This is a genomic window from Psychrobacter sp. S1-30-MNA-CIBAN-0213 (assembly GCF_040309845.1).
Taxonomy (GTDB): domain Bacteria; phylum Pseudomonadota; class Gammaproteobacteria; order Pseudomonadales; family Moraxellaceae; genus Psychrobacter.
Window position 1 is genome coordinate 164774 of sequence record NZ_JBEOPE010000005.1, and the last position, 25026, is coordinate 189799.

Annotated in this window: 18 protein-coding genes; 10 read left to right on the plus strand and 8 right to left on the minus strand. The window is 41.4% G+C overall.

Annotated elements, in window-relative coordinates; all coding sequences use genetic code 11:
• Nucleotides 1-284: 284 nt before the first annotated feature.
• The 5 genes from AAEY87_RS07180 to AAEY87_RS07200 all read left to right on the plus strand — a co-directional run bounded on the left by AAEY87_RS07180 (nucleotide 285) and on the right by AAEY87_RS07200 (nucleotide 7374).
• Nucleotides 285-1379 carry a tetratricopeptide repeat protein gene (locus AAEY87_RS07180; protein ID WP_350656551.1) on the plus strand — a complete coding sequence of 365 codons (1095 nt, stop codon included), beginning with the start codon at nucleotides 285-287 and terminating at the stop codon, nucleotides 1377-1379.
• Between the two features lie 390 nt (nucleotides 1380-1769).
• Entirely contained in the window at nucleotides 1770-4169 is a 2400-nt protein-coding gene (locus AAEY87_RS07185) for an esterase/lipase family protein (RefSeq protein ID WP_350656552.1), read from the plus strand.
• Nucleotides 4170-4636: 467 nt separating this feature from the next.
• On the plus strand, nucleotides 4637-6145 hold the full coding sequence (locus AAEY87_RS07190) for a cytochrome ubiquinol oxidase subunit I (RefSeq protein WP_068036325.1): 1509 nt from the start codon (nucleotides 4637-4639) through the stop codon (nucleotides 6143-6145).
• Nucleotides 6145-7161, plus strand: coding sequence for a cytochrome d ubiquinol oxidase subunit II (gene cydB, locus AAEY87_RS07195; RefSeq protein WP_350656553.1), 1017 nt, complete (start codon nucleotides 6145-6147; stop codon nucleotides 7159-7161). Before AAEY87_RS07190 ends, cydB begins: the two co-directional genes overlap by 1 nt.
• Before the next feature lie 33 nt (nucleotides 7162-7194).
• Nucleotides 7195-7374, plus strand: a complete 180-nt coding sequence (locus AAEY87_RS07200; RefSeq protein WP_350656554.1) for a hypothetical protein — start codon at nucleotides 7195-7197, stop codon at nucleotides 7372-7374.
• Nucleotides 7375-7460: 86 nt separating this feature from the next.
• Here AAEY87_RS07200 and murU read toward each other — a convergent pair whose 3' ends face one another.
• Both murU and AAEY87_RS07210 read right to left on the minus strand, forming a co-directional pair.
• The gene (murU, locus tag AAEY87_RS07205; RefSeq protein ID WP_350656555.1) at nucleotides 7461-8189 is read right to left on the minus strand and encodes an N-acetylmuramate alpha-1-phosphate uridylyltransferase MurU; all 729 of its coding nucleotides are present in this window, start codon (nucleotides 8187-8189) and stop codon (nucleotides 7461-7463) included.
• Between the two features lie 56 nt (nucleotides 8190-8245).
• Entirely contained in the window at nucleotides 8246-9373 is a 1128-nt protein-coding gene (locus tag AAEY87_RS07210; protein WP_350656556.1) for an aminoglycoside phosphotransferase family protein, read from the minus strand.
• A gap of 484 nt (nucleotides 9374-9857) precedes the next feature.
• Here AAEY87_RS07210 and AAEY87_RS07215 point away from each other — a divergent pair, with 484 nt between their 5' ends.
• The 3 genes from AAEY87_RS07215 to AAEY87_RS07225 all read left to right on the plus strand — a co-directional run bounded on the left by AAEY87_RS07215 (nucleotide 9858) and on the right by AAEY87_RS07225 (nucleotide 15295).
• Nucleotides 9858-12956, plus strand: a complete 3099-nt coding sequence (locus tag AAEY87_RS07215) for an LPS-assembly protein LptD (protein ID WP_502945455.1) — start codon at nucleotides 9858-9860, stop codon at nucleotides 12954-12956.
• Between the two features lie 207 nt (nucleotides 12957-13163).
• The gene (locus tag AAEY87_RS07220) at nucleotides 13164-14567 is read left to right on the plus strand and encodes a peptidylprolyl isomerase (protein ID WP_350656560.1); all 1404 of its coding nucleotides are present in this window, start codon (nucleotides 13164-13166) and stop codon (nucleotides 14565-14567) included.
• 482 nt (nucleotides 14568-15049) lie between these two features.
• Complete coding sequence (locus tag AAEY87_RS07225; protein ID WP_068036338.1) at nucleotides 15050-15295, plus strand: hypothetical protein; 246 nt, start codon at nucleotides 15050-15052, stop codon at nucleotides 15293-15295.
• A 491-nt stretch (nucleotides 15296-15786) separates the two neighbouring features.
• On the opposite strand, the gene AAEY87_RS07230 is transcribed toward AAEY87_RS07225, so the two are convergent.
• The gene (locus AAEY87_RS07230; RefSeq protein ID WP_350656562.1) at nucleotides 15787-16917 is read right to left on the minus strand and encodes an endonuclease/exonuclease/phosphatase family protein; all 1131 of its coding nucleotides are present in this window, start codon (nucleotides 16915-16917) and stop codon (nucleotides 15787-15789) included.
• Between the two features lie 423 nt (nucleotides 16918-17340).
• Here AAEY87_RS07230 and asd point away from each other — a divergent pair, with 423 nt between their 5' ends.
• Nucleotides 17341-18474, plus strand: a complete 1134-nt coding sequence (asd, locus tag AAEY87_RS07235) for an aspartate-semialdehyde dehydrogenase (protein WP_068036343.1) — start codon at nucleotides 17341-17343, stop codon at nucleotides 18472-18474.
• Nucleotides 18475-18638: 164 nt separating this feature from the next.
• Here asd and AAEY87_RS07240 read toward each other — a convergent pair whose 3' ends face one another.
• Entirely contained in the window at nucleotides 18639-19232 is a 594-nt protein-coding gene (locus AAEY87_RS07240; protein ID WP_350656564.1) for an SOUL family heme-binding protein, read from the minus strand.
• A 285-nt stretch (nucleotides 19233-19517) separates the two neighbouring features.
• Between AAEY87_RS07240 and tgt the strand changes: the two genes are divergently transcribed.
• Nucleotides 19518-20669, plus strand: coding sequence for a tRNA guanosine(34) transglycosylase Tgt (gene tgt / locus AAEY87_RS07245; protein ID WP_350656565.1), 1152 nt, complete (start codon nucleotides 19518-19520; stop codon nucleotides 20667-20669).
• A gap of 100 nt (nucleotides 20670-20769) precedes the next feature.
• Here tgt and AAEY87_RS07250 read toward each other — a convergent pair whose 3' ends face one another.
• From AAEY87_RS07250 to lpxD, 4 genes are all read right to left on the minus strand, one after another.
• Nucleotides 20770-22122 (minus strand): sodium-dependent transporter, encoded by a 1353-nt coding sequence (locus AAEY87_RS07250; RefSeq protein WP_350656567.1) that lies wholly within the window; start codon nucleotides 22120-22122, stop codon nucleotides 20770-20772.
• Nucleotides 22123-22396: 274 nt separating this feature from the next.
• On the minus strand, nucleotides 22397-23176 hold the full coding sequence (gene lpxA, locus AAEY87_RS07255; protein WP_068328231.1) for an acyl-ACP--UDP-N-acetylglucosamine O-acyltransferase: 780 nt from the start codon (nucleotides 23174-23176) through the stop codon (nucleotides 22397-22399).
• Nucleotides 23177-23365: 189 nt separating this feature from the next.
• Nucleotides 23366-23875 carry a 3-hydroxyacyl-ACP dehydratase FabZ gene (gene fabZ / locus AAEY87_RS07260; RefSeq protein ID WP_068036355.1) on the minus strand — a complete coding sequence of 170 codons (510 nt, stop codon included), beginning with the start codon at nucleotides 23873-23875 and terminating at the stop codon, nucleotides 23366-23368.
• A gap of 111 nt (nucleotides 23876-23986) precedes the next feature.
• Complete coding sequence (gene lpxD, locus AAEY87_RS07265; protein WP_068036357.1) at nucleotides 23987-25003, minus strand: UDP-3-O-(3-hydroxymyristoyl)glucosamine N-acyltransferase; 1017 nt, start codon at nucleotides 25001-25003, stop codon at nucleotides 23987-23989.
• Between the last annotated feature and the right edge of the window lie 23 nt (nucleotides 25004-25026).

Below are 25026 nucleotides of genomic sequence, written 5' to 3' on the forward strand. Positions count from 1 at the left end.
AAATAGCCCGCTAAAAATTCAAAATCTCATAAAATCTTTTAGTCGATAAAGTACTTCAAAATTCTGATAACTGAAGCTAATCTGTAGGATTTTTAACAATCCTACTATTGAGAGGCTTGATGCTAGTTTGATAGGGTATAAAAAATTTGTACAGTTTTTCATCAGTTTTTATAGCACTGAGCATATTTTATTAGCCAAACGTTTTAACTGCATGCAGTATTGCAGATGTTAATGGAACATCATTGATTAAAAATAACTTATTAACAACCAAGGTAACGATTGCCATGAGCCAACCCATAAGTCACGATAAACACCATAAATTTGCTACTCTAACCGCCCTAGCAACGGCTTGCACAATGATGCTTTCAGCTCCTGCCTTAGCTGCGACCCCTGATACGACTGCTGCACCGGCAATCAGTACCAGCGCACCGAGTGCTATTGACTCAAGCAAACGCATTATTCGCCGTGCACAGCCAAATGCAACTATCAGTAGTGTACAGCCAAGCCTTCCTGAAGCCGATGCTACTACCCCAACTACCGCTCAGTCTACGCCTCAGCAAAACAGTGCAGCTGCGCCAGCTCAGCCAACCCCTTACACACCTGTGGTTCCTGTAACTCCGAAACCTACAGGTGCCACGCAAGTTTATCAACGTGGTCCTATTACTAGTACTGGTGTTGACATTAGCGGTGGTCAGCTGGGCAATTTTCCAACGCCACAAGTACGTATCTCAGATATCAGTTTTGTGCCTACGCTATTGATTCCGCAGACAACGGGGCTTGGTACAGACAAGCTTGATGTCAGTTTACTTGATGACTTTATTAAAGAATTGTCACCTAACGCGCGTCATTATCCACCGAACTTCCCTAACCGCTCACAGCGCCACTATGCTCGCGAAAAAATTAAAGTAATGACCGAGTGGATTGAACCGTACGCCAGTGCACCTAATGCCTCTTACGATGTACTCTTGCGTGCTGCAAAACTTAACGGTATGGGTCGTAACTTAGACTTAGGTTCAGATTTTGCCGTTCGCGGTGGTAAATATGTCGATCGCGCTATCAAAGCCAAACCTGACAGTGGTGAAGCCAATTTCCTATATGGCATGATGTTATCAGAAGGTGGTGGGTTTAAAGAAGGGAAAAAGTATCTGGACAAGGCTGTTTCACTTGGTTATACCGAAGCAGAACAAAGCCTAGCTCAGTCAGACTTATTGAGCGATCGCCGTAACGAAGCCTTAGATCGCCTACGTCGACTCGAACAACAAGTGCCGGACAATAGCATCATTCGTCAACAGATCAAGCTGATTGAAGATGGCAAATTCTACATCTGGGACTTACCGGCACCGAACATCAACGTTAAACCGAACTCTCCAATTACCTAGATTTATTGTTATAAATACATACCGTTGATCTATATTATTAAATAAAGAGCTACCTTAAAAAGCGTGTTCGTTTTATATTGATATTGCATCAATCATAAAACAAACGCGCTTTTTTGTGGGCTAAGATATCTGTCTTAAGAAACTATCTATAAAACCATAATATTAACCATTACTTCTATCAGTCTGCGCCGTTCAATAATTAAGATTTAAACGTTAACAGTTAATGCATATAGTGTAAGCGCACAAGGTACGCTACACTCGTAAGTATATGGGCATTCGTTATAGAAGCACTTATTGAAAGCGTTATTTTACAAAATTCATCTACTGAGGTCTTCTATGTCATTTGCCAGTCTTACTGCAGTCCTGTCAGCATATGTTAAGAAAAAACCTATGCCTATCGCGTCAGTAGCAATGGCAGCGACCATGATGCTATTGACGGCCTGTAGTACAGTCTCAGTCAATAAGCAAACTCAGGCAAAAACCATTAAAAACCAGCGTGGTAGTATCGTTACTGAAAATAAGCTTAGTACGGCTACTTCTGCCACCCTATTGTCTGCCGGTCTCAATGAGCAAGCCTGCATACAGTATTTTGACCAATGTTTAGCACAATTAACCGATAGCATACTCAACGAACACTATAGATCCGCACTTGCTGTCTACGCTGAGATTCATTATGCAAAGGCGCTTCAACTTGCTAACTCAGCAGATTGTCAACAGGCTTTATCACGACCACCCCTTGACCCTTATTACGCTAATGCTCCTTTGACAGCAGAGCAAAAAGATACTCAAGAGCAAAATACCAACACCTGTGTCAACAGTTATCAGGCGCGGCTTTTTGATGCGATTAAACTTAGTTATACTTATTTATTTTATGATAGCTTAACCCACGATTTTGAAGAGGCTAGTACTGACAAAACTGTCGTGCGCCAACCCCAACGTATTCCAACCGATATCGATATCCAAACTCAAGACGTCTATAATGCGGCCACTAACAGCGTTGTTACACAGTTATATCGTTCAACAGACTCTTCAAATAGCATGATGGACAATACCAAAATAAAGTACCTGCCAACCAATGCTACGATTGATACTAGTAACAAGGCAGCAATTGCCAATCGAGCGCCGTTGCGTGGTAAGCCTACTGATCAGATTAACGTCATGAATATCCAAGTCGACAACTATGACCTCAACGTTTATCTACCTAATGAAAACAACTATCTACAAAACGCACATAAGCAAGCTTCTGCTCTTGCTGATTTGACTTCAACTTATGAGCTGCGTTTGACGGGACTAAACTCAGTCAGTAAGCGTCCAGGTCTTGGTGTCAGCTTGGTTGCCTCACTGGATGACCGTTATACGACTACTATCCGCCAACTATTAGCTTCATCGCTATCAGGTAAGCTATCTGCAATGGCAAGCAACGGTAGCATGGAAGATAGCGAAACGAGCACGCGCATCTATCCTACTGGGCATCTACTTATGACCGGTGTGGTAAAGCCAATAGGTGACAGTGTGCTTGACGTACTTAGTAGCAATCAGCTCGATATTCACTTATATAATCCCTATCGTAGTAACAGCGTCAATATCCTTGGTAATGACTATCCGCTTGCCGCTAACTTTTCTGCAGGTTATGGACTGTGGTTGGCAGAGAACCAGCTTGACGGTGTCGGTTATTTGAACTTACTGACGCGGCGTCAAGAAACAACACTGCCTAAACTATTTATGCTTGAACCTTATGATCCTAATAAGCGTGTGATTGTCATGATACATGGCTTAGCTTCCAGTCCTGCGACATGGGTTAACTTAACCAACGATATATTCAGTGATGACAAGCTACGTAACAACTATCAAGTATGGCAAATATTTTATCCGACCAACCTGCCTATTCTAGAAAATCGCTATCAGATTCAAAAGCTTCTTGAAACCACTTATCAACAAACAGATCCTAACGGACAAAATCGCGCTAGTAAAAACAGCGTGATTGTCAGCCACAGTATGGGAGCTATTATTTCTCGTATGATGCTCTCTGACGACAATTTGGCAAAAAATCTCGACGCATTAGATGATAAGAACTTAATTTCAGATAGCGCAAAACGTCAAATTGATCAAACTCTCAGACAGGCTTTTGGTAAGGAAGAGATTCGTAAGCGTTTCCAGCTGCAAACCTTACCACAGGTTGATACCGCTGTATTTTTGTCTGCGCCATTTCAGGGTACTGATTATGCAGACCGCTGGTTCACCCGTGCACTACGGCGTATTATATATTTGCCAATAAGCTTAGTAAAAACCGTTACTGATAATTTAGCTACTATTGCAACTCAAGGTGATTTGGCACAGAACCCGTTAGGTGCGCTATATCTGCAAAATGGTGCAAGTCAACTGAGTAACAAGTCCTCATTTATTCAGTTGACTAAAGACATCATTATCAACGATCGTATTACCTATCACTCCATTATTGCCAATAATGATACAGATATCACTCAAGGCTTGGCAAGAATGCAGCCCGGTGGAGCTAGGATAGACTTATCCCAAGCAACAAAAGCGGATACAAGTGGTGATACTGATATATCTTCTATACCGAGCGCACCACTGGTCGCCGCAGTGATGGTAGATGAAGATATTAGCCAAGCACTCACTGAGCGTTTATCTGATGGCATTGTGCCTTACACCAGTGCCCATCTCGATGGTGCTGCCTCCGAAACAGTAATCAGTGGCGGTCATAGTATCCAAGCTAACCCACAAACTATTTTGACGTTGCGCCGCATCTTGCACAAACAATTACAACAGTAAACTTCATTTAGAATAATGAGTAGCTTGTTATGCTTTTGCTGGTAGCAAACTATTCATAGCTCTAGTCAACATTGATGGTCTTTCTCAGAGCTTTGATTATAGGTAAAACACCCCTTAATTATTGGTGGTTATTAATGACGGACTAGTAGTCATTGAGTTAATGACGCTTACTATGCACAGCTTGCGTGTGTACCTATGGTGGCGCATAATATATGCACGTTAATGCATATTAATCTACTGATTTTATAGACAAATGACTTTAATTTATAAGGATATAAGTTATCTACTGCAATTAAGAACGTCTTAAATAAAGATATCTTTATTTAAGACGTTCTTAGCTGAATGTCATTTGTAGCTAAATAACAATTGGCTATTGCCCGTAATGCTCGTACTACTGATTACGGACAGTTACTTGAGCGTATCATGGAAGCTATCGCTAGTCAGCTAACAGGTAAAGGTAACCGTTTATGTTCGCTACGTTTATGATTGATCAGATGGATGCGCTAATGCTAGCGCGTATCCAATTTGCTTTTGTTATCTCTTTTCATATTGTCTTTCCTGCATTCTCTATTGGACTTGCCAGCTTTCTGACAGTGCTTGAATTTCGCTGGCTCAGGACCGGCGAGCCTATTTACGCTGAAGTCTATAAACATTGGGTAAAAATATTTGCCGTTGTTTTTGGCATGGGCGTGGTATCGGGCGTGGTCATGTCCTATCAGTTCGGAACCAACTGGGCAGTATTCTCAGACAGAGCTGGTAACGTCTTAGGTCCTCTACTCGCCTATGAAGTTCTGACCGCGTTCTTTTTAGAAGCTTCTTTCCTAGGAATTATGCTATTTGGTTGGGGCCGAGTCAGTAAGCGCATGCACTTTGCATCGACCGCTATTGTAGCCATTGGTACGCTCATTTCAGGGTTTTGGATTTTGGCGGCTAACAGCTTTATGCAAACGCCGCAGGGTTTTATGATGGGCGCTGACGGTCTACTCTATCCAACCAACTGGCTTGAGATTATTTTTAATCCCTCATTTCCTTACCGCTATGCACATATGATGACGGCAGCATTTTTGACCACTGCCTTTGTGATTGGTGGTATCGGTGCTTATTATATTCAGTCTAAAAAGCATACCGAACATCGTCAGCATGGCCGCGTTATGTTAGGTATGGCGATGGTCATGGCTATTTTTGTCGCCCCAGCGCAGGTCTTGATTGGCGATATGCATGGCTTAAATACTCTTGAACATCAACCTGCCAAAGTTGCAGCGATGGAAGGGCTTTGGGAAGATGAGCGCGGTGCGCCATTAATCCTGTTTGCTATCCCAGACCAAGAGGCACAAAAAAACCATTATGAAGTCAAAATACCTTATGTATCTGGTCTGATTTTAACTCATTCATTAGATGGTGAAGTTAAAGGGCTTAAGAACTGGGCCCCAGAGGACCAGCCTTATGTCCCTATCGTATTTTGGTCGTTTCGCGTTATGGTAGGTATTGGAACGCTGATGGTGTTAGTAGGATTATTTAGCCTCTATAAATACTTTAAAAAACAGCAGTTCAATCCTGAAAGTAAATGGTTCCACCGTGCATGGATGATGATGACGCCTCTTGGTTTCATTGCTCTGCTTGCTGGCTGGTTCGTTACCGAAACTGGTCGTCAGCCTTGGACGGTATATGGCGTGATTCGTACTGCTGAAAGTATGTCACCCGTTGCTGCACAGCAAGTGGCAACAACGCTGATTGGCTTTATCGTGCTGTATATCTTTGTTTTCGGTGCGGGTAGTTTCTATATCCTACGCTTGATTGCTCAAGGGCCTAAACCGTATGAAGACCCTGCGGATGACAACTTTTATGAGCATTCTATCACTGAGGGTCAAGGTCGTACGCTTAGTGGTGATAGCCATGCCAGTGAAAAGATGGAGCAACATGACTCTGAAGATCTTGATACGCCAGCGAATGATAAAGAAGATGGAGGGTTGCGCTAATGTTTAACTACGGTGATGTATTAGATTTACCTTTAATCTGGGGCGGACTAATCGCTCTATCTGTCTTTATTTATGTACTGCTTGATGGCTTTGACTTAGGTTGTGGCATTTTGTTCCCCTTTGCGGGCTCAGATAAAAACCGTAGCCGGATGATGAACTCTATTGCTCCCTTTTGGGATGGTAATGAGACTTGGCTAGTATTGGGCGGTGGTGGCTTGTTTGCCGCTTTCCCAGTCGCTTACGGTATTATTATGACGGGTCTCTACTTGCCCGTTACCGCAATGCTATTTGGTCTTATTATGCGCGGCGTGGCGTTTGAGTTTCGCTTTAAAGCTTCCTCACGCCGTCATGTCTGGGATACCTTCTTTTTTGTAGGTTCTGTGGTAGCTACTTTCTCTCAGGGAATTATGCTTGGTGCATTGGTTCAAGGGTTAGAGGCAAGCAACCGCTTGTATACTGGCGGCCCTTTTGATTGGTTCTCGCCTTTCCCAATTATGTGCGGGTTTGCACTTATTATCGGTTATGCGTTACTTGGCTCTACTTGGCTGATTATCAAAACTGAGCATAAACTGCAAATTTGGGCGCGCAAAGTCTCTGGCTGGATGCTAATGGCATTAGTAGCCGCGATGATTGCCGTCACGATATCTATGTTCTTCTCAGATATCGATGCTCTTGAAGGCTGGTTTAGCTTCCCAGGTTTGCTCTATCTTGCACCAATGCCAATTATTGTATTACTGCTATTCTTCTTAATGCGTAAGGACTTAAATACTGAGCGTGAATATCGTCCATTTTTATTGACGGTCGCTCTATTCTTGATGGGTTACATCGGTGTATGTTTCGCCATATTCCCTTATATAGTACCGTATCAGATGACGATTTATGAAGCTGCCGCTGCCGATACCTCACTATCCTTTATGCTTATTGGTGCAGTTATTATGCTGCCGATTATCTTAAGTTACACCGCTTTTGCGTATTATACCTTTAAAGGTAAATCTGATCATAATCCTATGTATTAATCAATAATAGTAGTATGCAATGGATAAATTAGAATGATTGTAGCTGCTGTACTAAATGATAGCAGCCACAATCAAAACGCAAATTGGGAGGTCACCATGAGAAAGCTTAGTAAGAAACAATCCCAATGGGCATGGTTCATTGGTTTATATCTAGCAGGTTTTTTAGTTATCTTTACTATTGCCCAATTAATCAAATTGGCGATGGGCGTTTAAAATATTATTTATGTGATAAAAAAGCAGCGCTGATCATAAGATTAGCGCTGCTTTTTATTATCAAACTTCTTTCATTATCGTACTAATCAAGCGCCATAATGATTATCCGCGCCTTTACTGTTAATAAAATCATTTACTTGCTCTAGACGCTCAGGCGTACCAACGTCTATCCAGTTATCTTTAATCACTTCAGCGGTAATCTGAAACTTAATCATCGCCTGCTTAAGCAATGGCGCTAGTGCCGCTGGTTGCCCCGTTACCAGTCCATCAACCAATCTAGGTGACATCACGCTAATACCGGCAAAGGTATATTTGTCCGCATCACCAACTGGATTCTCACTGGCCAAACCATTATTGATAGCGAAGTCACCACCATCATTATGTTCTGGATTATCAATTAATAATAGATGTGCACGCTGATCGGCACTTAGCTCATAATTCTGCAACTGAGCAAAATCATATGTCGTCCAGACATCGGAGTTGACTAGGATAAAAGGTTCATCTCGTAATTTACCCATTTGTAGCGCTTGAAAAATCCCACCTGCGGTCTCTAAAGGCTCATCATCTTCAACTGACCAATGCAAAGTCACCCTGTATTGCGACCCATCGCCCAGTGTATCCATTAGTTTGTCAGCAAGCCATGAGACATTGATAGTAATATCAGTGATGCCCGCTGCTTGTAACGCTTGAATATGCCAGACAATTAGCGGCTGTCCACCGACTTCAACTAAAGGTTTGGGGGTTTCAAGAGTTAATGGACGCAGGCGTGTCCCCTTGCCAGCGGCCAAAATCATTGCTTGCGTTATAACAGACATGCACGCTCCTTATTAAAATCATTATTTTGGTAATCAACTCAATTCATTGACATCTATTACGATGCAAACTTGTCTTGATAAGCAGGTAATACGCTATCTTGTAGCCATTGATTAAAAGGTAGTACAGCTAGCTTCATAGCATCATTACCCTGTTCAGCCAGCCAATTTAACTCAAGAAGGAGATCGCTCATGACCTTTGGAATATCAGCCAAATAGCGGTTTTTACCATCACGCTCAGACAAACGAATAAAAATTCCTAATACCTTTAGATGTCGTTGTACACCCATCACATTCAAATCATGTTCAAACTGCTCAGCACTGTCCGCTGTCGGTAGCATTGCTAGCTGCTGCAATTGCCAGAAATCATTAACCCAGCTTGATACCTGACTCTCTGGCCATTCAACATATGCATCACGCACTAAGGATACCAAATCATAAGTATATGCACCGATTACAGCATCTTGAAAATCAATGACGCCTAAGCGCGAATGATCTGCTTGATCTTGCATTAAGTTGCGACTGTGATAATCACGATGAACAATCACCTGCGGTTGAGTCAAAATATCATCGATTAAGGCCGATTTTAGATTTTCCCATAACTTCTCATTAAGGCTTACACCAATATAAGGTATGAACCAATCACGGAACAAATCCATTTCACGATTGAGCATTGCGCTATCATAATCAGGCAGTTCGTGCTCTACGCGAGCTGTCTGCACAGGCGTTTTTTGTAAATCGACTAATGTTTTCATCGCCAACTGGTAACAGTCATTCACCTTTGCAGTTGGCGCATCAACTAATAAGTGCGCGAACTCTGTCGCTCCAAAATCTTGTAGTACCAAAAACCCTTGTGCCATATCTTGGGCAATAAGCTCTGGCACATTGATTGCAGGCGCCATCAGCTTAGTAACGTTGACAAACTGCTGCATTGCTTCTTGCTCATCAGCGGAATCCATGACGATATACCGTGCTGCTGGGGTATCATCGCTGCTGTTAGCATCAAACAGTTGTATGCGATGGTACTGGCGTGCACTGGCATCACCCGGTAAGCTATCAAGAATAAACGTTTGATCTTCAAATACTTGCTGCAACCAGTTCTCTAATTGCTGCTGACGGGTACTGTTATCGACATCAGTATTGATATTAGTATTGGCATCAGGCTGTAAAACTATATGGTCTGTCATAAAGTGCATCGCAGGTTAACAGTCAATAAGCTTAAGTACTTGATAATTGTAAGAACAATAATACTGAAAATACAATCGTCAAAAATACCTAGCATTAATGACTAAATTAGTAATAAATAAAGTGAATACTTGCTAAAATGACGAGCTATTTTTATTTGCTGGACGTTTTAGGTTATTTTTAAGCCTCATTTTATGCGCTGTGCTGAGCATTAATGGTAAAAACGTCTTGCTACGTCATAAAATTTGATGAATAGTGTAGCTGATTTGGTTTTTTTTGACTATGATAACTCATCAATAGTTGTAATATGACCGGATATCCAAATCTATATTATCGTATAGTGGTCAGATATACCTTTGCTATTGACTCGTTTTTATTGGCTCAAACTGGTTTTTTATCAGTCTAGCTTAGATATAGGACGAGATTAAAATATACAACTGAACCAAATATCGCAACCCCATAGGCTTTGCAATCATAGGTGTGCCCTTGTTATATTCTCCGCTTTACCAAAGCATTCGTTTGATTTTATTTGGTGCCTTGAGCTTGACCGGCTTGACTGTGAGCGCTGCTACAGTAATGAGCGATGATAAGCAGGCAGCACCGTTAATCTCTGACAGCCCTAGTATTGCTAGTGCTCCTACCAAAGAATACAGCAATAGCTATAGTAATGAGTTAAGCACTATACCAAAGACAGATTTGGACTCTTCAACCACTATTGAGCTTGCCAACTCTGAGCAAATTGCTGTCGCGCCGATTAGCAATCAGACTAAAGATACCAGTTATAACTTAACTTCTAGCGATGATTTCATCTCTAATAGCAAATTAACTGCTGATAATGTAATTACTGAAACTGACACCATAGCTGCGCTGCCAGTAACTGAAACTACTCAAAACCTAGCTCTTGAAGCAGAGCGATCATTCAATAAAAGCGATAATAAGAGTTCAACGCAGACACGTCAAAATACGAATAAGAATTCAGCAATTGATAACAATCGTCTTAATCTTAATGATGAAAGTGTTCAAGACAGTCTGATGCGTTTAGCAGAATTTTATGAGCTGACTCCAGATACTGATCCGTCAACTTTAAGAAATAATGACCATACTATAAACTCTGAACAGACTACTAGCTCTGAACAAGACGGTATTCAAAATACGCTAACGCCTACGCCGCAAACCATTCCAAAAGTAGGTGAAAACTTAAGGCTACTTCCAAGGGTCGTAGATAGCGCTCAGCGCTGTGAAGGCCAATGGGTTAATCCTAAACGTAATCCTAATTACCAGCGCGCAGTAAATGAAGCAGGCGGACAGGCAAATACCAATCTTAACGGCGTTCCTAATAATCAAGCGCCACTGTTTGCGGAGTCTGATTACGGCTACTACGATAATGTAGATTATGCTGAGCTATCAGGCAACGTCATTATCGACCAAGGCACTCAGCATATCGAAGCCGATAAAGTCGTGCTTGATTTGACCAATGGCGTTGCTGCTGCGCAAGGCAAAGTGATGTTTACTGACCAAGCCACTGGCAATGGCAACACTCGAAATAATGGTAAAGTTGGTATTACGAACAAGGCTGCACAGGGTGGTCTCATCGGTGTTGCAGATAACTTGGCTTATAATACTGAGACTGGACAATCAACTGCTGATGAAGTGGCTTTTGCCAGTGTGGAATTGCAAGCACATGGCTACGCCAAGCGTTTGAATCGACCTAACGACACTCAGTATGAGCTTGATGAGGTGATGTTCAGCACCTGTCCGCCCACAAATCGCAAGTGGCAATTCGATGCTAAAAGCATTGATCTAGATACTGAGACTGGGCGCGGTGAAGCTTATAATACTACCTTTCGTATCGCTGATGTACCTGTCTTCTATTTACCTTACTTCAACTTTCCTATCGACAGCCGCCGTAGTAGTGGATTCTTATTACCTAGCGCGAGTATCGGTAGCGAAAGTGGTCTCGAAATCGACATCCCTTATTATTTTAATTTAGCACCTAACTATGATGCCACGTTAAATACCCATCTCTATACCAATCGTAATCCGATGCTCTCAGGTGAATTCCGTTATTTAACTGAGCAATATGGCGAAGGTATCTTTAACGGCTCATATTTACCTAATGACAAAGAGTATGACGATGAGGATCGGAGTAGCTTTTTCTATGATCATTATTGGTCATCGAATAGCATTCCACGTTTGAGTGGTGATGCGAAGTACAGTTATGTGTCTGACGAAGACTACCTTAACGACTTTGATACGCTGGGTTTATCAGACAATACGTTGAACCTGCCAAGACGTGCCCGACTTAATTATTACAATGATTATGTTAATGGTGAGCTAAAACTTGAAACGTTCCAAACGCTCAGTGCATTTACTAACGCAGGCGATGCGCTAGAAGATAAAGATAAGCCCTACTCACGTCTACCACAGTTATCATTAAATTACCGCCTACCATGGTTAGATGCCTTTGATATTACTGGCGTTCACGACTCAGCTTACTTCAAAAAATCCATTGATGATGGTTCTGAAGATGAAAAGAGCGGTGTACGTGTCTATAACAAGTTAAGCACTACTTATCCGATTGAAGCTGCATGGGGTTATGTAAAACCCAAGCTTAGCCTGCAACACCTGTACACCTCGTATGATCAAGATAGCTTAGAGGATAACCAATTAAATAAAGAGGACGGTAATCAATCAGTATTTGTACCACAAGCTAGTATTGATGCTGGTCTGCACTTTTATCGCCCTGGTTCACCATTTGGTGCCTTCGACGATACAATGGGCGGCTATCAGCTACTTAGTCCGCGTCTAAAATATACTTACTCACCATTTGAAGACCAAAACGATATTCCTAACTTCAATACTCGTATTGCGTCTATTAACTATGAACAGCTATTTTCGGACAGTTGGTTCTTAGGACATGATCGCTTGCAAGACTTGCATGCCATTACTCCAGGTATCAATTATCGTTACATCGACGCAACGGGTGTGACACGTTTTGATGGTAGCATTGCAGAGCAGTTCTATTATGGTGATGGGCGCGTCACTCTTGATGATCAGACGCCAGTATTTAACACCTCATCATCTGGAATGGTATGGAATGCTAGCACCCAACCTTACAATAACGTATGGGTTGATGTTAGTGGCGCTTTAAATAACAGCTACGACCTCAATTATCTTACGACAGAGCTACGCTATCAGCCGTCAGATAATAGCTTATTTAACGTCGGTTTTGTCAAACGCCAGCGTGATGAGAATACTGACCAATTGCCATTATCTGCATTTACAGCATCGGCAATTTTCCCTGTTAATAACAGTTGGCGCGTGTTGGCACAAGGACAATACGATTATCGTAGTGATAAAATGCTAGATGCACTCGTCGGTATTGATTATGAAGACTGCTGTATTGGTTTTGCAGTTTATGGTCGCCGCTACTATAATGATTTAAACCTTAAAGAGAAACCTACGCAAGCGATTATGGCAGAGATTAGGCTCAACGGGCTTGGCAGTGGTAGCAGTCGTCTCACCCGCTTACTTGCGGATAAGGTCTTAGGCTTTGAGCCAGTACAAACTGCTTGGAAAGATTAGCAGAAATTTTTAGAAATATTGATTTAGCAGTCTTAAATTAATGAGCGATAATGTAGTAATTGAAGCAATTCAATAGACTAAACAATCACGTAATAACATTGTGGGCAAGAGTATTCAATATATGATTATTCGTAATGTAACCTGCGAATAATTATGAAGATCATTGCCCAAACACCATCCGATGCGATGACATTGATGAGGAGCATCATGAGATTTTTTTCTTTACGTCAGACCAGCCGTGCTGTACTAATTTCTATGGGTATGAGCGCAGGCATTTTAATAAGCTTTAGTAGTCAAGCAGCAACTGTTAAACCTGCAAATGCGCAACCAAACGTTGCAACTGCTAGTCAAAACAACAATGCTCGCTTAACGCCTGCTAATAGTACTGACGGTATTATTGCTCTAGTCAATGATAACGCTATCTTAAAAAGCGACTTAGTCGATGCTATTGCTCAAACCCAAGCACGTGCGCAAGCAGCTGGCGAGCCTATCGCCAATTCAGCGCAATTGCAGTCTGAGGTATTAAATGCATTGATTCTACGTGAGTTGCAACTCTCGTTAATCAATCGTGTCGGTCTCAAGGCCGATGAAGCAGCCATCAATCAACGTCTTGCACAAATTGCTCAGTCTGAAGGACTCGGTAGTATTAGCGCTCTACAGCAACGTCTAGATGCCAATCAAGCAGGAAGCTATGCCGCTTTACGTTCACAACTGATTGAAGACGCTGCTATTCAGTCTTTGCAACAGCGCCAAATCACCAGCCGTGTACGTATCAGTGAGCAAGATATTGATGCGTTTTTGAACTCTCCGGAAGCCAAGCGCCTAAATCAAAGTGAATATCAAACTATTCACGTTCGCGTACCGTATATAGATGACTATAGTCGCTTATCTGAAGCTCAACGTAGTGAGGCGCTAAAAGTCGCTCAAGTATTACGTACTCGTCTACAAGCGCCAAATGTCGATGTTGAAGCTGCTGTAGCCGCAGCCCAAGGCAGCTATCCAATTCCGTTACAAGGTGGCGATATGGGTTTTCATAAAGCTGCTGCTCTGCCCATAGAGCTCTCTAGCGAGATTACTAAGCTTGAAGTTGGTGCCGTTAGCGCTCCACTAGTGACCCCTGAAGGCATTGATATTATTAAACTGGCTAATAAAAAAGCTAGTGACACTATGATTATACCGCAGTGGCATGCTCGTCATATATTGGTCAAAGTGGATGAGCTACAAACTGATGCACTTGCTGAACAGAAGATTAACGATCTATATGATCAGCTACGTAAAGGTGCAGATTTTGCAGATCTAGCATCAACTTATTCAGATGATCCAGGTTCAGCGGGACGTGGCGGTGATCTTGATTGGGTAAGCGAAGAAGATATGGTTGGCCCATTTGAAGCTGTTATGAAAAACACTACCGTTGGTGATTACTCTGCGCCCTTTAAAACTCAGTTTGGTTGGCATATTTTAAAAGTCGAAGGTAAACGCCAACGGGATGTCAGCGAGCAGTATCGCCGCAACATGGCTCGTCAAGCACTGTATCAACGCTTAGCACCACAAGCCCAAGAAGATTGGTTACAAGAGTTACGTGCTGGTGCTTACATCCAAGTGCTTAATTGATATCTAGATATCATATTTTTAGCTTAAGTTACAGCTGATAGATTTTTAAGGGCGTATACAGATGTATATGCCCTTTTTATTATTTTAAAATCCGTTTATAGCAATTAAATTTTCAATTAATCATTAAGAAATCTCAATGTTTTTTACGCCCCGCAAGTCGCTTATTATATGCTAGTATTATTACAACCAACTAGAGTTTGGTTTTGTTGGTTTATTGTTAACTTAAATCCTTTTATAACTGTTTGTACTATTCCTAACCATTATTCACAATAACTGTAACAATCAGCTGATGTTTGGTAAATATAATGCTCCAACAGTTTGCTAAGCCCAAGTAGTTTTTCATTAATCTCATTGCTATAAATGAAAAATCTTACGAGGTAGCATTTTAGGGACTGTCATGAATATTATAAATATAAAAACACTGCATCGCAGTGCATCTTTTACACCTCCATAATCATATTTGATATTTAGGATACATAAACGTGGACAATAAATTAACTGGTAGCGACTTAACTCGAGCGATGTTAGATCGTGGCGATAAACAGATTTGGTGTGCAGTAGACGATGATAGTGATGAGCGTGCTATTAGCGATCAAATTGATAATGACTTTACGGCTCGTATTGTGTCTTTTCGCGATGGAAAATTTTTCTGTACCGCTGGTATGACATGGTTGTACGCTGTACCCATCAAAATCAGTGTACTTACTCAAGAAGAAGTGGGTTTGTAATTATAACTGGCTTAACTAACAATTGAAGTAACCTATCTTATTTCAAAGAGGTGATTGTAGGTGAGATAAACGTGCTTGAAAATCATTATTGCTTTTAAAGGTATATGCAAATGCATATGCTTTTTATATTTAGAGCTACTGTATTTAGTTTGGTAGAACCTTATCATTTAACGAAATAGTACACAAAGAAAAGCCCCGAACCTAGGGCGATTGGTTCGGGGCTTTAACGCTTCATATTGTTATTATTATTGTTTCTTCCTTCGCGACTCATCCTAAGTCACAAACAGTAGCCTATAAGACAGCGGGCTGACCTGTTCTTGTATTGCTACTGTCTCAACACCGCCTCCTTGCCTATCCTTGTGTCGATGGTGCTATTGTATTGGAATCATATATGAGTAGCTAGAGGCTAAAAACCCTATTTGTTGTACGCTTTAGCTTACATTTATCCGCCTAACTGAATAGAAAGAATAGCTGCGCGCTAAACGATGATGTTAACTAAAATCCGCCTGTTCTTCTGCATGCTCTTTTGAGACTTTGGTTCCTTCCTTTTTGCCTTCTTCAATTTTGTTTTCTGTTTCTTTGATATCTTCAGTTTGAGCGGTAGGAGCATTTTGTTCCTGCTTACTCGCCTCTTCTGGTTCGTACTGTAAAGTAGTCATAACAGGGAAATGATCAGAGCCAATAGAAGGCATACGCTGAATATCAACCACGGTAAAGCAAGCACTATGAAATATATGATCTAATGCCCAGCGTAAAAACGGATATTTGACATGAAAGGTATTAATAAAATGTCGACCGATACGCGGATCTAATAAACCTGAAATGCGTTGAAAGCGGCGAGTCGTCTTTGACCATGCTACATCATTGAGATCACCCGCTAATATCGCGGTTTGATCATTATCTTTGATGTGTTTGCCAACCATAAGTAGCTCAGCATCACGGGTAGTTGACTTATCTGCTTCCGTCGGACTTGGCGGCATCGGGTGTAAGCAGTACAACCAAATAACTCGACCACTTTGCAGGCGCATCTGAGTATGAATAGAGGGTATATCATCTATCATTAAATACTTAACTTGAGGATCTATCAGCTCAAGCTTAGAATATAGATGCATACCATACAGATTGTCTAGCGGTACTTTTACAGTATAAGGATAATCTGCTTCAATTTGATGTAGAGCTTTTTCCCACTTCTCATCACTCTCCAACGTAATTAAAATATCAGGCTGTCTTTGATTAACCAAATCGACCAATTTTTGCATTTTATCATTGGGAGTAAGGACGTTTGATACCATTATTTTAAGCTGATGGGCTTGCCCTTCTGGTTTGTCTTTTGCATTCTGAACTTCTTTTTTCCAAAGCTTAGTATATGGTAATACCATTCTGAGCTGAAAAGCCAAAGTAAGACTTAGAGCTATAAATAACAACCATTGTCCTAACTGCCAGTCTGGCCAAAACATTAACATGCCAACCCATGCAATGACGCCCAGTACCATTATCTGAATACGGGGAAATTCAACACCTCGCACCCACCAATTATCAAGAGGCAACCAACCCCATACCGTTACAAATGCGATAAACCCTGCTAACCACTGTGCGCCATAATATAATAGGGAGAGATCCATAGTATGTATTAACCGTTTATTAAATTGATGGTTGAAGTGATAATTATATCCGTCATCATTAGATGACAAAAGCCTGTATTATTCTCATCTAAAGTGATAATAGAAGCCTACTTTAGCATTTCATAAGACTATAGCCTACTATTGAACATTAATTAAGCCTAGCCTTCCGTAAAATACTACAATTTTGACCCCTACCATAAATAAAGAGCTAAACATTTAACCCTATTTTAACTCAATACTATTAAAGATTAGTAAATCTAATGAATATTATTACAATAGCAATAACTAAAAGTTATAATTATCATAATTAATAGTGAATAGAAAATGCTTAAAATTAGTTAAAAATCCTTGCTTTTTATAACTATTCACGGCATTGTTATTGGTTGGCGATGCAATAAATAATTGTAAGAAGGATTAAGTTTCATGAGTAATTTAACAGTAGGTTTGGTAGGCTGGCGCGGTATGGTTGGGTCAGTATTGATACAACGTATGCAAGAAGAAAATGACTTCGATGGTATTACACCCGTATTTTTTTCAACCAGTAACGCTGGTGGTAATGCGCCAAGCTTTGATGGTATTAAGACCAGCCAACTAAAAGATGCTCATGATATTGCAGCACTAAGTGATTGTGATGTAATTATTACCTGCCAAGGTGGCGACTATACCTCAAAAGTACACCAACCATTGCGTGAAAATGGCTGGAATGGCTATTGGATTGATGCGGCAAGCACATTACGCATGGAAGACGATAGCATTATCATTCTTGATCCAGTCAATCGTACTGTTATTGATAGTGCCTTAGCTAACGGCAAAAAAGACTTTATCGGTGGCAACTGTACGGTGTCACTGATGCTAATGGCTATCGGTGAGTTATTTAACAAAGGCTGGGTCGAATGGGTCAGTGCCATGACTTATCAAGCAGCGAGTGGCTCAGGCGCAAACAATATGCGTGAGTTAATTAATGGTATGGGCGTACTACATGATGCTGTCAAAGACGAGCTGGCTGATCCTGCAAGCGCCATCCTTGAAATCGATAAAAAAATCGCCCAAACTCAACGCTCGGACGACTTTCCTAAGCAATACTTTGGCGTACCATTAGCCGGTAGTTTGATCCCCTATATTGATGCGCAACTAGAAAACAAGCAGTCACGTGAAGAGTGGAAAGGCGGCGTTGAAACCAATAAAATTCTTGGCAACTCTGAAGCTAACAACATTCCTATCGATGGCATGTGTGTGCGCATTGGTGCAATGCGCTGTCATGCACAAGGTCTAACTATTAAGCTAAAAAAAGATATTCCGTTAGAAGAAATTGAAGCAGCACTGAAAAACAGTGGCAATGAGTGGTTAGATTTGGTCGAAGATAATAAGGAAGCCACCATGAACCGCTTAACACCAGTGGCAGTAACGGGTACTTTGACAGTGGCATTAGGGCGCTTGCGTAAGCTTAATATGGGTCCTGAATATCTAGGGGCCTTTACGGTTGGCGACCAACTATTATGGGGTGCAGCTGAACCATTACGCCGTATGCTAAACATCATCCGTGAGCAAAACAGCTAAGATTATTCCTCTAAAAGTCAAATACGAAAAAGACAGCGCTTGCTGTCTTTTTTTATGGGTATATCATTTCCAAAAATGTGAGTAGCACGGAAAAAGAGTATAGGTATTATATTTGGTAGACTTAGCAAATTCGACACTGCTAGTCATATGCTTTGAGGCTAGTATTATTTTGGCTGATAAGCGATCATAACTTCATTGCGGCGCATAAATGGCAGCGTCCATGGCGGATTATAGCGTGCTAATTCAGGAACTCCAGTCATTTCCAATTTCTGTGTATTCATCCAAGACTGCAACTCCTGCGTTTTTTCTGCTACCTTTTTACTGCCTGCCAACCCTGAGAATTTAATAACGCCATAAGTCTGCGCGGGTATTTCTTTAATCGTGATGTTTGAATTATTTGGTTTAGGCAATGTTTGCATTGTATACTGGCTTGGCATAGTAAATTGTACGCGCCATTTACCATCGGCTTGTTGCATATTTACTGGCGCAGTCATGGCAATTTTCTGTGATTCGTCGCTACCTTTTTTAACTTCAGGCTGCATGGTAACGGGAGCCGTCATACTAACCTTGCTACTTTCCCCGCTTGGCGCGGTATTATTGCCAAAGATGTAATCTGCTAATATCTTAAATCCTTCGCGGCTGGCAGCGTCTTGATCACCTGTTACCCAAGTCTGCGCCACCAGCTGCTCATCGTAACGACGCAACTCAAAGTTATCAATTTGTGACAAAACGGTATAGTCTGGCTCTTCGGTAGCCATAGCTGCTCCTGATATAAATAATAAGCTGCTTAGTAGTAAACAGATTGCTTTGGTCATATTATGTCTCCACTATTCAAAAGCAGTGCTTGACGGCTTTTGTTAGTACCATACTTCATTACCTCGTTTTCTACTTTAACAAGCATTAAGTTGCGCTGTCTGTATCTTTTGGTTGTAGCTGGACAATATCAAATACCTATATTGATGACCCATAAACATCTATGTCCAAAAAATGGCTAACAATGCTATAATTAGCGCCATTTTCATAGCTTAAATAGCGGTTATTATATGCAATTTGTCTTACATAAAACGGCCAGCGGCGAGACGCGTGCACGCCGTGGTACAGTTCATCTTAATCATGGCGACGTGCAAACGCCTGCCTTTATGCCCGTTGGTACTTATGGTACGGTCAAAGGTATGCTGCCACGTGATATTGAAGCCATTGGCGCTGATATCGTGTTAGGTAACACCTTCCACTTATGGCTACGTCCAGGTACCGAAGTTATCGATAAATTCGGTGGCTTGCACAAATTTATGCATTGGAATAAGCCTATCCTAACCGATTCGGGTGGTTTCCAAGTATTTAGCCTTGGCGCAATGCGTAAAATTACTGAAGAAGGGGTCGACTTCAAATCCCCTATTGATGGTGCTAAGGTGTTTTTATCACCAGAAAAGTCGATGCAGATTCAATATAGCTTAAACTCAGATATCGTCATGCAATTTGATGAATGTACGCCTTATCCAGCGACTCACGATGAAGCCAAAAAATCTTTAGAGCTATCACTACGTTGGGGACAGCGCTGCGTTGACGAGCATAACAGATTAGGCAGTACCAATGCCCTATTCGGCATCATCCAAGGCAGTATGTACCCAGATTTGCGCAAGCAATCACTTGAAGGTCTACTAGAGATTGGTTTCGATGGTTATGCAATAGGTGGTCTGTCTGTTGGTGAGCCAAAAGATGAGATGATGGATGTTTTAGATTATATGCCAGATGCGATGCCAGCAGACAAGCCACGTTATCTCATGGGTGTTGGTAAGCCTGAAGATATCGTTGAAGCAGTGCGCCGAGGTGTCGATATGTTTGACTGCGTCATGCCGACTCGTAACGCCCGTAACGGTCATTACTTCGTCACAGGCGACACAGACAACGCTGGTGTGGTACGTATCCGTAATAGCCAGTATCGTAACGATGAAGGCTCATTAGATCCTGAGTGCGACTGCTATACTTGCCAAAACTTTAGCCGTGCCTATTTATATCATCTTAATAAGTGCAAAGAGATGCTAGGCGCTCAATTAGCAACGATTCATAACTTACGTTATTACCAGCGTTTGATGCAAGGTATCAGAGACGCTATTGAACAAGACATCTTCGATGAGTTCGTTAGTGAGTTTTACAGTAAGCGCGGTCAAACGGTTCCTGAGCTAAACCTGCGCTAATCATAGTTTTTGAGATTGGCACGCATAAAAAAAGGGCTTAAGATAATTCTTAAGCCCTTTTTTACTACTTACCAATTTTATGACTTAACACTCGCAAGCTCTAACCTATTAGCGTGGTAATAAATACTACAACTACGGCAATCGGAGCAACAAATTTAGCCACTACTTGCCAAAGCTGCCAAGCACCATTGGACAAGCCAAGCTCCTGCTGGATACTATTCTGATCCATTTTCCAACCAAAGAATACGATCGCTGCAAGACCTGTTAAAGGTAACATGAATTTACTAGTGATTTTGTCTAGAATATCAAAGATACCATTACCCATAATAGTAAAATCAGACCATAGGTTAAATGATAACAGTGCAGCAATACCTAGCAGCCAAATTACCGTACTTGCCACAATAGTCGATACAGTACGACTCATTGAAGTGCGCTCTTCTAGAAACTCAACTGTCGGCTCAAGTAATGAGATTGACGAAGTTACTGCAGCAAAAGTAATCAATAAGAAGAACAAAGTACCAATAATAGTACCAGCGCCCATACTACCAAAAGCAATCGGTAGGCTTACAAAGATAAGTCCAGGACCTGAAGCAGGATCAAGACCATTGCTAAAGATGATTGGGAAGATTGCTAGCCCAGCAGCCAAAGCAATAACTGTATCGAGAATAACAACAGTACGTGCCGTTTTGAGTAAGTTCACTTCACGACCCAGATATGAGCCATAAGCAACCATGATACCCATACCAATAGATAGCGTAAAGAAGGCATGACCTAATGCTGCGAGCATCACATCAGCAGTCAATTTGCTAAGGTCTGGGGCAAACAAATAGCTAACTGCCTCACCAAAACCGCCATTCATAACGTTGTAACCAACGATAACGAATAAAATAACACCTAATAGCGGCATTAAAATTTTAGCAGTATTTTCAATACCCTTAGTCACACCTATACCAACGATCAAAGCAGTAATGATCATGAATACGGTATGCCAAATCGTCAATGTACCTGCTGAAGCTAGCATAGCATCAAAGGTCGCAGCGACAGAATCACTATCTTGACCTGTAAAACTTCCTGTACCTACTTTAGTAATATAGTTAAGTGCCCACCCACCAATAACGCTATAAAACGATAGAATTAAGAAGCCACCTAAAATACCAGTAGCACCAACAATACCCCAACTACGTGATTTGCCTTCGCTTGCTGCTACATCCGCAAAAGAGTTGATAGGGTTTTTTTGGCCACGGCGACCGATTAACCATTCGGCTACTAAGATTGGAAAACCAACCAACGCGATACAGAACAAGTAAGCAATAACAAAAGCTGAACCACCGCTTTCACCGACCATATATGGAAATTTCCATATATTTCCTAAACCAACTGCTGATCCTACTGCTGCCAGTACAAAGCCAAAGCTTGAGCTCCATTGAGCATGTTCTTTTTTATTGATAGCCATTTTTCTTTCCTCGTGCTTCACTTAATGCTGTCCATAATCATCCCTGATTATTATAAATAGTTATAATTAATATCAAGCTATTTAGTCAACGCATCAATGTGACGCGCTCAGCAACATTAAGAAAGAATTGTTTACAATACCGTAAACGCTCAGTTTCTGCTAAGCGGCCAAAAAAGTCAAGTAGTCATAAACATAAAAAGCCATAACAATTATGTATGGCTCGTTTAAATACTGGGGTTGATATAAAAGGATTTAGTGACTTGGTAGTACTATGCTAACGTACCACTCCACGTTTACTATGCTGCAACGAGTCAATGAGCAACTGGATTTTTGGCTCTTTTGGTAGTAAATCTTCCTGTAGAACTTTAAGAGATTGTACAGTCGTTAGCCCAGATCTAAATATAGTGAGATAAGCTTGGCGTAATGCATCAATGGTCTGTTGTGACCAGCCCTTGCGACGCATGCCTTCGATATTAAGTCCATGCGCATGTGCTGGGTTACCTGATACCATAGTAAAGGCAGCAACATCTTTTAAGATTAAGCTAGCACCGCCGACTAAACTATAATCATCTACTCGGCAAAACTGATGTATACCTGAGTTACCACCTATAACCGTATTGTTACCAATAGTCACATGTCCTGCAATACCCACATTATTTGCGACAACATTATGATCGCCTATTAAGCAATCATGAGCGACATGGGTATTAACCATGAATAAATTATGACTGCCAATTTTGGTCAAACCTTTATCTTGCACGGTACCGCGATGCAAGCTACAAGCTTCACGAATACTATTATGGTCACCAATCTCAAGCCAAGTGCGCTCACCAGCGTACTTCAAATCTTGTGGGTTCTCACCGATACTTGCAAACTGAAAGATCTCATTATGTTTACCAATACGCGTTAGTTTAGTCACTACCACATGACGATGCAAAATGGTGTGCGCACCTATCGTTACCTCATCACCAACGATACAATATGGTCCGATAATTGCTGTCTCATCAATCGTAGCAGATGGTGAGATGAGCGCTGTGGGATGAATCTGACTCATAATGCAGGCCTTTGTATCATTTGATGCGAGTAAATGGTAAAACAGATAGTCTAGCCTTAATGATAATGCTAATACTAATTCCGATCATAAATATGATTATTAATGATTATTCTCATCGCCAGTATTGACGTCAATCTTTAAACACGCTAGCCAACTATTAATTTAAAAGCAATTAGTATTACTAGCTCTTTATTGCTCTTGACGAGCTATCATCACCTGAGCACTAGCAGCCAGCTCATCTTCAACGTGTACTGTACAATCGAACTTATAGATACCATGCTTTTGCATCACTGTTTTGGCGCGGATAATTAGCTGATCACCAGGAATCACTCGGCGTTTAAAACGAACCTTATCAACCCCTGCAAACAGATATAAATAACCATCCTCTGCGGTCAAACCAGCACTAATAAAGCCTAACACCCCTGAAACTTGAGCCATAGACTCAACCATTAACACCCCTGGCATAATAGGCTCGTCAGGGAAGTGACCATTAAAAAACTCTTCATTGATGGTCACATTTTTGATACCAGTAATACATTCACCAGGCTTACAAGCGGTGATTTTATCGACCAACATAAACGGATAACGATGTGGTAGATAGTGCTTGAGCGTATGATAAGTCAACGGCAGTGTTAAGCCTTGTTCAGATAGTGTTTTGATGTCTTCATCATTTAAAGTATCTATATCTGTGGCGCTCATAATGGGGCTTCCTTGCTTTTTTGCGTACTGTTTATGATTAATAGTGTTGTTTATTCTAGTGTTAGCTATTATATTATTGACAATATTGTTGATAGTTAAAATTCGATGTATTTAGCCATCACCTAATTGCTTAAAGCGTACTGCTGCCCGTCGCCACTTAGCGGTTGGCATTGCTGACGTCCCTGACGAATAAGAACCAGCAACTTTAATAGACTTAGTCACCATGGTCATGCCTGATAAAGTAACATCATCTGTGATTTCAATATGACCAGTAATACCTACTGCCCCGCCAATAATGCAGCGCTTGCCAATAGTAGTACTACCAGCGATACCTGTATTGGCAGCGATAGCGGTTCCCGCACCAATGCGGACGTTATGTGCGACCTGTACTAAATTATCAATAATCACGTGATCGCCGATAACAGTATCATCAATTGCCCCACGGTCAATACAGGTATTACTACCAATACGTACATGGTTTCCAATTATCACACGACCAAGCTGTGCAATACGCTCCCAACCACTGCTGCTCGGATCTCGCGTCGGTGCAAAACCAAATCCTTCAGAACCAACTTTAACACCTGCATGTAGTCTAACATAATCGCCAATAATACAGTCATGTCCAACAACGACCTGCGACTTAAACACGCTGTCAGTACCAATATGCGTATATGATTCAATGACTACATGAGCATCCAAACAACTACGCGCACCGATATGTACATTTTCACCAATCACGCAATGAGGACCAATTTGAACATCAGCCCCGATTACCGCGCTATTAGCAATAACTGCTGTTGGGTGAATACCATTACTCAATATACGACGCGCAAAAAGCTGACTACTAGTAGCATAAGCTAAATAAGGTGACGCTACGACTAGTGCTATGGTTGATAGTGGAACTTGCATGCGATATTGTTCAGTAACGAGAACCGCGCCAGCCTGACTAGACGCCAGACTAGATATATAATGTGGGTCTGCTAAGAAGCTCAGCTGCATGCTATTCGCATCAGTCAGACTACCGACACCATCTAAAGACTGACATAATTGGGCAGCACTAAACTCAGCTTTATTTAATACTGGCTGGCGCTGCTCAATTTGGAAGATAAGTTGTTCAATCGTTATCATAATTAGCGTTAATATGATTAATA